Origin of the sequence: Candidatus Cyanaurora vandensis, assembly GCF_013285555.1 — a bacterium.
GTDB lineage: Bacteria > Cyanobacteriota > Cyanobacteriia > Gloeobacterales > Anthocerotibacteraceae > Cyanaurora > Cyanaurora vandensis.
In genome coordinates, this window is the sequence record NZ_JAAXLT010000173.1 from 1 (window position 1) to 6175 (window position 6175).

General features: G+C 53.1%; 8 protein-coding genes. All 8 read left to right on the plus strand.

The annotated features are described in order from the left end of the window. Positions 1 to 173: 173 nt before the first annotated feature. The 8 genes from psbD to HFM78_RS12070 all read left to right on the plus strand — a co-directional run bounded on the left by psbD (position 174) and on the right by HFM78_RS12070 (position 6098). Entirely contained in the window at positions 174 to 1232 is a 1059-nt protein-coding gene (gene psbD, locus HFM78_RS12035) for a photosystem II D2 protein (photosystem q(a) protein) (RefSeq protein WP_287129691.1), read from the plus strand. A 22-nt stretch (positions 1233 to 1254) separates the two neighbouring features. Beyond that, entirely contained in the window at positions 1255 to 2691 is a 1437-nt protein-coding gene (psbC, locus tag HFM78_RS12040) for a photosystem II reaction center protein CP43 (RefSeq protein ID WP_315861889.1), read from the plus strand. A gap of 83 nt (positions 2692 to 2774) precedes the next feature. After that, the gene (locus HFM78_RS12045; protein WP_287129693.1) at positions 2775 to 3674 is read left to right on the plus strand and encodes a hypothetical protein; all 900 of its coding nucleotides are present in this window, start codon (positions 2775 to 2777) and stop codon (positions 3672 to 3674) included. Then, entirely contained in the window at positions 3667 to 3882 is a 216-nt protein-coding gene (gene sipA / locus HFM78_RS12050) for a regulatory protein SipA (RefSeq protein WP_287129694.1), read from the plus strand. The genes HFM78_RS12045 and sipA overlap by 8 nt, the downstream gene beginning before the upstream one ends. Then, positions 3879 to 4595 carry a TIGR00297 family protein gene (locus HFM78_RS12055; protein ID WP_287129695.1) on the plus strand — a complete coding sequence of 239 codons (717 nt, stop codon included), beginning with the start codon at positions 3879 to 3881 and terminating at the stop codon, positions 4593 to 4595. Before sipA ends, HFM78_RS12055 begins: the two co-directional genes overlap by 4 nt. An 890-nt stretch (positions 4596 to 5485) precedes the next feature. Continuing rightward, the gene (locus HFM78_RS12060) at positions 5486 to 5764 is read left to right on the plus strand and encodes a DUF3593 domain-containing protein (RefSeq protein WP_287129696.1); all 279 of its coding nucleotides are present in this window, start codon (positions 5486 to 5488) and stop codon (positions 5762 to 5764) included. Positions 5765 to 5766: 2 nt separating this feature from the next. Then, a complete protein-coding gene (locus tag HFM78_RS12065) occupies positions 5767 to 5901 on the plus strand; it encodes a hypothetical protein (RefSeq protein ID WP_287129697.1) in 135 nt (44 codons plus the stop codon). 71 nt (positions 5902 to 5972) lie between these two features. Continuing rightward, on the plus strand, positions 5973 to 6098 hold the full coding sequence (locus HFM78_RS12070) for a type II toxin-antitoxin system Phd/YefM family antitoxin (RefSeq protein ID WP_287129698.1): 126 nt from the start codon (positions 5973 to 5975) through the stop codon (positions 6096 to 6098). Positions 6099 to 6175: the final 77 nt, after the last annotated feature.

A 6175-nucleotide genomic window follows, 5' to 3' on the forward strand; every position in this document is an offset into this window, starting at 1 on the left:
AACCGGGCGAACCTGGGTATGGAAGTGATGCACGAGCGAAACGCGCACAACTTCCCCCTGGACTTGGCCTCGGGTGAGCAAGTCAAGGTGGCTGGTTAAGGTTTGAATGGGGGTGGGGTCCAACTGGGTCTCACCCATTTTCAAAGAACAAATTTCATACTTGGAGATAAAGCATGACCATCGCAGTAGGAAGACAAGAACAGCGGCAGGGCTGGTTTGACAGCCTTGACGACTGGCTGAAGAAGGACCGTTTTGTGTTTATCGGTTGGTCGGGTCTACTTTTCTTCCCCACCGCTTACATGGCTGTGGGCGGCTGGATGACCGGGACCACCTTCGTGACGAGCTGGTATAGCCACGGTTTGGCTAGCTCCTATCTAGAAGGTGCTAACTTCCTGACTTCCGCCGTAAGCTCCCCAGCAGATGCCATGGGTCACTCCTTGATCCTGCTGTGGGGTCCTGAAGCTCAGGGCGACTTCACTCGCTGGTGCCAACTAGGTGGGTTGTGGACGTTTATTTCGTTCCACGGTGCGCTAGCCCTAATTGGTTTCATGCTGCGTCAGTTTGAGATCTCGCGCCTAATTGGTATTCGTCCTTACAACGCTATTGCTTTCTCGGCTCCTATTGCTGTATTTGTGTCGGTCTTCTTGTTGTACCCCTTGGGCCAGCACTCCTGGTTCTTCGGTCCGAGCTATGGGGTCAACGGGATCTTCCGCTTCCTCCTCTTCTTCCAAGGTTTCCATAACTGGACCCTCAACCCCTTTCACATGATGGGTGTTGCTGGCGTGCTGGGCGGGGCCTTGCTCTGTGCCATCCACGGAGCCACTGTAGAAAACACCCTTTTTGAAGATGGCAAGGGTGCCAATACTTTCAAAGCCTTCGATCCTACGCAGGAAGAAGAAACTTACTCGATGCTCTTGGCAAACCGTTTCTGGAGCCAAATCTTCGGGATTGCCTTCTCTAACAAGCGTTGGCTGCACTTCTTTATGCTGTTCGTGCCCGTAACTGGGTTGTGGATGGCTTCCATCGGTATCGTCGGGGTGGCGTTGAACCTCCGGGCCTACGAGTTTGTTTCTCAGGAAGTGCGGGCTGCTCAAGACCCTGAATTTGAGACCCTGTACACTGCTAACATCCTGATCAATGAAGGCATCCGCGCCTGGATGGGTCCTACTGACCAACCGCACGCAGGTCTCGAATTCCCTGAGGAGGTATTGCCCCGTGGTAACGCGCTTTGATACAACGTTTGATGCCCAGACGATGCGTGGGCAGCAAGAAGACTTTGCTTGGTGGGCGGGTAATGCCCGTTTAATCAACCTCTCCGGTAAGCTTCTTGGTGCTCACGTTGCCCACGGCGGTCTAATTGTGTTCTGGGCAGGGGCCATGACCCTGTTTGAACTGGCACACTACGAACCCGCCAAGCCCATGTACGAGCAGGGCCTGATCCTGCTCCCCCACCTAGCCACCCTGGGTTGGGGCGGCGGTTCGATGATTGGCGGTGTGGTAACGGATACTTGGCCCTACTTTGTAGTCGGGGTGCTGCACATCATCTCTTCCTTGGTTTTGGGTCTGGGTGGCATTTACCACTCGATCTGGGGTCCTGATGTCCTGACCGGGTTCTTCGGTTACGACTGGAAGGACAAGAATAAAATGACCACGATCATTGGTATTCACTTGATCCTTTTGGGATTGGGTGCATTGCTCTTGGTGATCAAGGCAGCTTGGCTCGGTGGGGTCTACGATCCCTGGGCCAAGGTCCTCTCCGATGGTTCAATCATTGCCCAGTACCAGCCCACCCCTCAGGGTCTGACCCAAGTGAACGGTGGTGCCGTCCGGGTCATCACCAACCCGACCCTAGACCCGACTGTGATCTTTGGTTATCTGCTTAAGTCTCCTTTTGGGGGCGAAGGCTCGATTATCTCGGTGGATAACCTCGAAGACATCATTGGTGGTCACATCTTCATCGGGTTCATCTGTATCCTTGGCGGGATTTGGCACATTGTGTCCAAGCCCTTCCGTTGGGCCGAACGCGCCTTGGTCTGGTCCGGTGAAGCTTACCTGTCCTATTCTTTGGGGGCTTTATCCCTGATGGGTTTCATTGCCTCGGCCTATGTGTGGTTCAATAACACCGCCTATCCCTCCGAGTTCTATGGACCCACCAACTCTGAGGCGGCTCAGGGTCAAGACTTCACATTCATGCAACGTGACTTACGGTTGGGGGTAGACATCGGTTCTGCCCAGGGTCCGACAGGTCTGGGTAAATACCTGATGCGTTCGCCCTCCGGGACGATCATTTTTGGTGGTGAATCCATGCGTTTCTGGGCGACCAAGAGTCCGCACCTAGAGCCTTTCCGTAGCTTTGTGCCGGACTCCACAAGTCCGGGTCGGGTCGTTACTGATGGTACGGGTTACTCGATTGAGAAACTCTCCACCGAGGCCCAACCTTGGCAGATCCGCCGTGCTGCTGAGTTCATGACCCACGCGCCCATTGGTTCTCTGAACTCAGTTGGTGGCGTGGCGACGGAAATCAACACGATTAACTACGTCAGCCCCCGCACTTGGTTGTCAGGTTCGCACTTCTTGCTCGGTTTCTTCCTGCTGGTGGGCCACCTGTGGCACGCTGGTCGTGCTCGCGCTGCCTACGCTGGCTTCGAGAGAGGGATTGACCGCAAGACGGGTGAGACAATGTTCCGTTAATTACAAAGCTCAAAAATTAATCCCCTGCTCAAGTGGGGGATTTTTTTATGGCCTATGCTAAGAGTCAGGCATTGAGAAGAGTCATGCGTCCAATCCAAGTGTTACTCCAGACCACGATCCCGACCGTGACGGATGACTGGAACATCGCGCGGTTCTCCTTACTCCATCAATATTTGGCTTCCCTGAAAAACACTGAGGGCCAACCGCTCTGTGTGGTAATAGCCCGTGACCGCGAGGCCGATAGCTTGGGGAATGATCCGGTATTGAGTACGCTAGACCAAACTGAGTTTGACCAAGTTTGGCTCTTTGCCGTGGATGTGGGGGATGGACTCTCTCCGGCGGACCTCGCGGGGTTGACGCAGTTTCGCGAACAGGGCAAGGGCATCCTCACGGCCCGAGACCATATGGACCTGGGATGTTCATTGTGTGCATTACCGGATCTTGGGGCGGCGCATTTCTTCCACTCCCATAATCCAGACCCAGACACGAGCCGCCATCGGATTGATGATCCCTACACGACCTATATTTCTTGGCCCAACTATCACTCGGGGCGCAATGGTGATTTTCAAGAAATTCTCCCCCAGGAACCGTTTCACCCGTTGCTTGTGAACCCAGAACGCAGTGATGGCATGATTCACTATTTCCCGGCCCATCCCCACGAAGGCGCGGTGGGCGTGCCTACTGGTGAAACTCAGGCCCAGGTTATTGCTCAGGGCACGAGCTTGGTGACGGGACGTAAGTTTAACTTGGCGGTAGCCTTTGAACGGCACACCACTAAGACCGGGCAAGTGCTGGGCCGGGGGGTAGCGGCTTCAACCTTCCACCATTTCTGTGATTACAACTGGGATGCTAAGCAGGGTGCGCCAAGTTTCGTGGATGAGCCAGTGGGGGAAACGATGCAGACTGAACCTACTGCTCTGCAAGATACTCACCGCTATATGCGAAATTTATTGTTGTGGTTGGCTGGTCAGGAGCATGACTGAGTTCACCGTGGGCCAGAAGGTGCGCTTGGTGCAACTCCCGCCCTACGTCAAGACGGCTGAGACGATGCCGATGCTCCGGCCCGCCTCCGTCTTAACTGTGGGAGAAGAGGGCGTGCTCCTCGGACGCAATCCTGGTAACTATTGGGCGGTACGGTTTAGCTCGGGAGCTTATTTATTAGAAGTCCCGTATCTTGCAGCAATTGAATGAATCCTTGGTTGTGGGCGGTAGGCGTCAATACGCTGTTAGCGGGTCTTGCCTATTTCAGTCGCGTGAAGCTACTGACACCCCTGGGGATTTTACACAGTTGGGCCTTGGGGGTTCTGGTTTGGGGGGGATTAGGTGAACAGGGATATGCGGTAATTTTCTTTTATTTTGTGGTTGGTTCACTCGTTACGCGGGTGGGGTTTGCGCGTAAAGCGGCCCAGGGGATTGCAGAAGCTAGGGACGGGGCGCGGGGTCCGGCGAATGTCTGGGGGTCGGCGGCAGTAGCGGCGGTGTGTACCTTGGGCTACATCCTTAATCCCCATCCTCTATGGTTAATGGGCTATGTCAGTAGTCTGGCGACTAAACTCAGCGATACAACCGCGAGCGAAATTGGTAAAGCTTATGGTCAGACTACCTATCTGATTACAACGCTACGTCCGGTTCCAGCCGGGACTGAGGGGGCAGTGAGCTTGGAGGGGACACTAGCCGGTGTGGGCGCGGGTTTGGTCCTGGCGGCTCTAGGGGCGGGGTTAGCATTAGTACCTTGGTCAGCCATACCCTTCGTAGTTCTTGCCGCAACCCTGGCAACTACGGCGGAGAGCTTAATCGGGGCGACGCTCCAACAGGCAGGGTATCTCAGTAACGAGGCAGTTAACGTTTTGAATACGGCCTTGGGTGCTCTGCTGGGGGCTGGTTTGTTCTGGTTGCTTGGCTAAACATGATAGTGCCTTGCCAAAAACCTGTATCTAGTTGCCATTTCGCTTAACCTGACAATGCCGTAAAGAGTTTCACGATTTCCATTTTGAGTACTGCAATCGCCGTCTCTAGAGAGTCACGCAATTCTGTGTTTATCAAATAGGAGTCTCCTTCTTCCGTACTTGACCGTAAGTAGGCATATTGGCCTATCGTTAGGCTCCCGTGCCATCGCTCTTGATAGATATAGAGTGTTATAAAAAATCTACTTGCTATAAATTCTTCAGGGTCCAGGACAAATTGACCCCACATCGAAAAACCAAAGATTCATCCTCAGCTTCATTCTAGAATTGCCAATCGTGGAGGTTAGGAAATGAAACTTTTGCTGTCTTCATCGCCTCTTGATTGCCATCTTCTGTCAGCAACATTTATGTTTTCACCAGTCTTGAGTTATTTTAGCCAGAAAACTTCCATAACCATAAGCTGTGCGCCCTAAACCGATTTATTTTACCGTTGTCTCCCTGACCTTGCCCCAAATTAGTGGACAGAGACCTTATGCTACCTGAGAGCCGGCCGCGTAGTAAACTTTCTCAAACTCAAACTGGGGGTAGATATAGTCGTCCTAATTGAGACAGAGTATTTCTCTGTACTTTTGCAACTTTGGAAAAGCAAATGTTTCATGTTTTAACCCCCACTCAAAATAAATTTCACCGCTCGGAATGACTTACATAGATGCCAACACTCTCGCATAAAACGCTTACGCAGGCACCCCCAAGCTAGCGTTACAGACCATCCCCAATAGCCGTCATTTCATCATGCTCGACCAGCCGGAACTGTTGAAGTCAGCCTTGGTCCAGTTCCTCCGAAAGCTCTAACCCTGCCGCTAAACTAGAGTCATTGTATCCTCTTGCCCATGCCTGCTGAGAGTCTGTTTGCTTTGAGTCTATTTCCGTATCTGGGGTTTCTGTACTTCATCACGCGCTCCGGTAAGATGCCCCGGCTTGCTCTGTATGGCTTCTACTTCACCTTGGTCTTTGTCTTTGTCACGATCCCGGTGGGGCTGTACTGTAAGGTGGTCTTGGATCAGTCACTCTCTAATGTGGATTGGCTCCACGGACCCGCCGAGTCCCTGTTGACCCTTGCCAACATCCTGGTGGTCCTGGGATTTAAACAAGCACTGGCTGACCTTTAACCATGCCCGAACCCAACCCCACGCCCAGCGACGAACTCCCCATCACCCTTGAACCCACGGATGATGAAGAAATAGTCCTAGCCGACTCAGTTTCCGATGAAGAGGCACTGACTTGGATTGACGACCTCTTTGGTTGACACACCGGGAATTTACCGCACCCACACAGACCGCTGTGTTTTGACACGGACACTCAGATTAGGAGCACACTATGCAGATATTCGACATCCACGAGGCCGAGGCTCAGTTGTCCCACTTGGTTGCTCAGGCTGCTAAGGGCAAATCCTTCATCATTGCCAAGGATGGTAAGCCATTGTTGACATACTCACCGTCCTGAAGGAGCGGTGATTCTTGACAGCTCAACGGGCTGTGCTGGCGAACCAGTCTTACCTGCCCTCCCTGTCCATTTAGAGT

Excerpts from the sequence above, each read along its gene's own strand:
- psbD (WP_287129691.1), top strand. The coding sequence starts at position 174 with ATGACCATCGCAGTAGGAAGACAAGAACAGCGGCAGGGCTGGTTTGAC.
- psbC (WP_315861889.1), top strand. The coding sequence starts at position 1,255 with ATGCGTGGGCAGCAAGAAGACTTTGCTTGGTGGGCGGGTAATGCCCGT.
- HFM78_RS12045 (WP_287129693.1), top strand. The coding sequence starts at position 2,775 with ATGCGTCCAATCCAAGTGTTACTCCAGACCACGATCCCGACCGTGACG.
- sipA (WP_287129694.1), top strand. The coding sequence starts at position 3,667 with ATGACTGAGTTCACCGTGGGCCAGAAGGTGCGCTTGGTGCAACTCCCG.
- HFM78_RS12055 (WP_287129695.1), top strand. The coding sequence starts at position 3,879 with ATGAATCCTTGGTTGTGGGCGGTAGGCGTCAATACGCTGTTAGCGGGT.
- HFM78_RS12060 (WP_287129696.1), top strand. The coding sequence starts at position 5,486 with ATGCCTGCTGAGAGTCTGTTTGCTTTGAGTCTATTTCCGTATCTGGGG.
- HFM78_RS12065 (WP_287129697.1), top strand. The coding sequence starts at position 5,767 with ATGCCCGAACCCAACCCCACGCCCAGCGACGAACTCCCCATCACCCTT.
- HFM78_RS12070 (WP_287129698.1), top strand. The coding sequence starts at position 5,973 with ATGCAGATATTCGACATCCACGAGGCCGAGGCTCAGTTGTCCCACTTG.